The 3,491-nt window shown below is 39.2% G+C and carries 2 protein-coding genes and 5 tRNA genes; 2 read left to right on the top strand and 5 right to left on the bottom strand.

What is annotated here, in order from left to right; translation table 11 throughout:
* The 5 genes from VMW78_06820 to VMW78_06800 all read right to left on the bottom strand — a co-directional run.
* On the bottom strand, window positions 1–128 hold a 128-nt coding region (locus tag VMW78_06820), incomplete at its 3' end, for a GTP-binding protein (protein ID HUV50710.1).
* A gap of 52 nt (window positions 129–180) precedes the next feature.
* Window positions 181–257 (bottom strand) — tRNA-Thr (locus VMW78_06815).
* 5 nt (window positions 258–262) lie between these two features.
* A tRNA-Gly gene (locus VMW78_06810) sits at window positions 263–338 on the bottom strand.
* A gap of 176 nt (window positions 339–514) precedes the next feature.
* Window positions 515–599, bottom strand: a tRNA-Tyr gene (locus VMW78_06805).
* Window positions 600–651: 52 nt separating this feature from the next.
* Window positions 652–727, bottom strand: a tRNA-Thr gene (locus VMW78_06800).
* A 642-nt stretch (window positions 728–1,369) separates the two neighbouring features.
* On the opposite strand from VMW78_06800, the gene VMW78_06795 reads away from it, so the two are divergent.
* Window positions 1,370–3,241 (top strand): LysM peptidoglycan-binding domain-containing protein, encoded by a 1,872-nt coding sequence (locus tag VMW78_06795; protein ID HUV50709.1) that lies wholly within the window; start codon window positions 1,370–1,372, stop codon window positions 3,239–3,241.
* A gap of 8 nt (window positions 3,242–3,249) precedes the next feature.
* Window positions 3,250–3,325: transfer RNA gene (locus VMW78_06790), tRNA-Arg, on the top strand.
* The last annotated feature ends 166 nt before the right edge of the window (window positions 3,326–3,491 follow it).

Genomic DNA, 3,491 nt, shown 5'->3' with positions numbered 1-3,491 from the left:
TCGGCCATGCCCTTTAATCCCAAATGCTTTGTTATCGCCGCCGTTAACGTTGTCTTGCCGTGATCTATATGACCTATAGTCCCTACATTTACATGCGGCTTAGTACGATCAAACTTCTCCTTAGCCATGTCATCTACCTCCTGTACTTTTTTACTTTATTTTATTCTATTTTCTTCGTAATGGAGCCCATGACCGGAATCGAACCGGTGAACCTCTTCCTTACCAAGGAAGCGCTCTACCGACTGAGCTACATGGGCATGTCTGGAGCGGGAGACGAGATTCGAACTCGCGACCTCCAGCTTGGAAGGCTAGAGCTCTACCAGCTGAGCTACTCCCGCGCCTATCACTTGTTATCATTATTTAACGTCACTCTCGACAAAATTCATAAAATCAAATGACAGCCAATTCCCTTAATAAGCATTTTGCGCAGTAAGAGTAATGCAGGAAGTCATGTAGTATTTTGTCGATAACGATATGCAAACCGAAATCTCCTACATACGACTTACTCTGAGATTGGTGGTGGGGGGAGGACTTGAACCTCCGTAGGCTTAGCCGACAGATTTACAGTCTGTTCCCTTTGACCGCTCGGGAACCCCACCATATTTGGTTGCAAAATAAGATTTATTATATTAAAATTTATTATAAATTAAATGGAGCCAGCGAAGGGACTCGAACCCCCGACCCACTGATTACAAATCAGTAGCTCTACCATCTGAGCTACGCTGGCGTTAAAATACAACGCCCGTCATAATCAACTAACTTATATAAAACATGAAAGACATGAGACTAAAACTCTGTACAATTATCTCAAATTTTAAAGGATGTTAAAGGATTTTTTAAGGGTAAATCAGAATTTTATTTTAACAAATATAAAAAACATACTATATAATGATCGCTGGCACAAATATCAAGCTTGATTATAAAACATTTTCAGTCAATAAAATGAATTATAAACAATATCGAGCTTAATTTTGACTAATATCTCCTTTTTACTTTCATTTTCAAGCTAAATCGAGCATATTTCAATTTTCAATATTGCGATAAATTGAAAATGTGTAGATTTTGCTTTAAGTTAAACCGCCTTTCCCCGGACATGAAATCTATTATCGCAAGATGAACTCTTGACAAATATACTAATTTTTGTGTAATCGGACAGCATTATTTTCTAAAAAAAAGGACTAATACTGACAGACTCTTAAAAAATTATATTATAAGAATCTCCGGATCAACACAATTATAATTATTATTTTTATTATGGTCTGTTCTTTGTTTACAATTTGTTATACATGAGTCTTTTCTGGTTTAAATTTAATTATAATCAAAGCAATAACCGCGATTAAGTTATTTTAAAGTTTTCGAGGAACCTGATTTGCCAAAAAAACCCTTAATAAACATTCAATTTTATATCCTCACTTTTGTATCACTTCTCTTATACGGATGCGTTCAACCTCTGCATAATATATCAACGTTACAGAATGAAAATTCAGCATTTTTCGAAACAGATACTGTTGCAGCCTCAGAAACGGCCCTAAAAGAAGATTGTCTAAAAGAAGATTGTATTGATCAAAAACCCGAAGTTTTTAATCCGGACAAAACCGATGATACAAACATTAATATAATCAAAGCTTCTGCGGCAACTGGCACAGAAAATAACGGCATAAAAGCAGATGAAAGCCTCTCCGCTCAAAAAAAGATACAGTCGGTACTGGACGAAGCCCTTGATTTTTGCCAGATATCACAAGATTTCTGGCAAAAGGGGGAGCTTGAAAATGCCATTGAAGCCCTGGACAAGGCTTACTCTTTGATTCTGGATGTTGACACCAATGACGACCCTGAACTGGTGCAGCAAAGGGAAGATATGCGCTTCATGATATCAAAACGTATCCTTGAAATCTATGCATCTCGAAACATTGTTGTCAATGGCAACCACAATGCCATCCCCATGGTGATGAACAAGCACATACAGGCTGAAATCACCCTTTTTACAAATAGCAGCGAAAAAAATTTCTTCATTGAATCATATAAACGTTCCGGCAGGTATCGTCCACATATAGTTGAAGCTCTTAAAGAGGCAGGGCTTCCTGTTGAACTGTCATGGCTGCCTCTTATTGAAAGCGGCTTCAAGGTAGGCGCCCTTTCAAAGGCAAGAGCTCTCGGGCTCTGGCAGTTCATACCGTCAACCGGATACAAGTTCGGGCTTAACCGCGATATATTTATTGATGAACGCATGGATCCTTTTAAAGCAACAAAGGCTGCTATAGCATACCTGAAAGAATTGCACAGCATTTTCGGCGACTGGGCAACCGTTCTGGCCGCCTATAATTGCGGTGAAGGAAAAGTTCTGCGTGTAATCCGAAGCCAGAATGTAAACTATCTTGACAACTTCTGGGATTTATATGAACGGCTTCCCAGGGAAACCGCAAGATATGTCCCCAGATTTCTGGCCGTCCTTCATATACTTAAGGATATGGAAAAGTACGGGTTTGATCCAACACAACTAGATATACCTTTAGAATACGAAACAATTACTGTAACAAAACAGGTGTGCCTCAAGGATATAGCCCCAAAAATCGACGTATCAGAAGAAACAATGAAACAGCTTAACCCTGAGCTCAGATATAAAATATTGCCTGATAATGAATATCCTCTCAACGTTCCGCAGGGCAAAGGTGATGTTCTGCTCGCAAGCCTGGACAATATACCTGTTTCATACCCCCCAAGACCTGCCTATTTAAAACACAGGGTAAGAACAGGAGAAACCCTTTCGACAATTGCCAGAAAATACCGAACCAGCATGTCAAAAATTGTCAGGGCAAATAATATACATAAATGGAATTATATAGTTACCGGAACAATGCTGAAAATACCACAAAAAGGTACCTTTATTCCCAAACCGAAAATATATAATAAATCAAAAGATGGACAAGCAACCACTCATGTTGTTAAAAGCGGCGATTCTCTCTGGATTATTGCCAGACGTTATGGCACAACGACAAAAAAAATCCAGGAAACAAATAAGTTGCCTTCAACAAACCTTTATATAGGGCAGGTCTTGAAAATACCGGGGCACGATATAGAAAATGCGTCGGGTAAAAACTTTGGAACATACATGGTAAAACGAGGAGACAGCCCCTTTAGTATTGCAAGGCTGAACAATATGCCTCTCGAATATTTCCTGCGTATAAACCGTCTGACACCAAGAAGCAAAATATATCCAGGGCAAAAACTATATATCGAATAGGCTGCTGCGCCCCCGTAGCTCAGTGGATAGAGCAATGGATTCCTAATCCATGCGCCGCAGGTCCGATTCCTGCCGGGGGCACCAACAATTACAGACGGTTACGTTGATTTTCAACTGGTCAAAATTAGTCAGAATTGGTCAAACAGTGCTAAAAAAAGCACACAAAATAGCACCGTTTTAGCACCGTAAAAAAAGAAATAAAACGATAAGAAAAATATCCCTGCGATTGTCTATTCTGTCAAATTCCACC

The organism is Anaerolineae bacterium, from assembly GCA_035529315.1.
Taxonomy (GTDB): domain Bacteria; phylum Desulfobacterota; class Desulfobacteria; order Desulfobacterales; family ETH-SRB1; genus Desulfaltia.
Note: the sequence above shows the minus strand (reverse complement) of the source record. Positions and strands in the feature narration are given on the sequence as shown.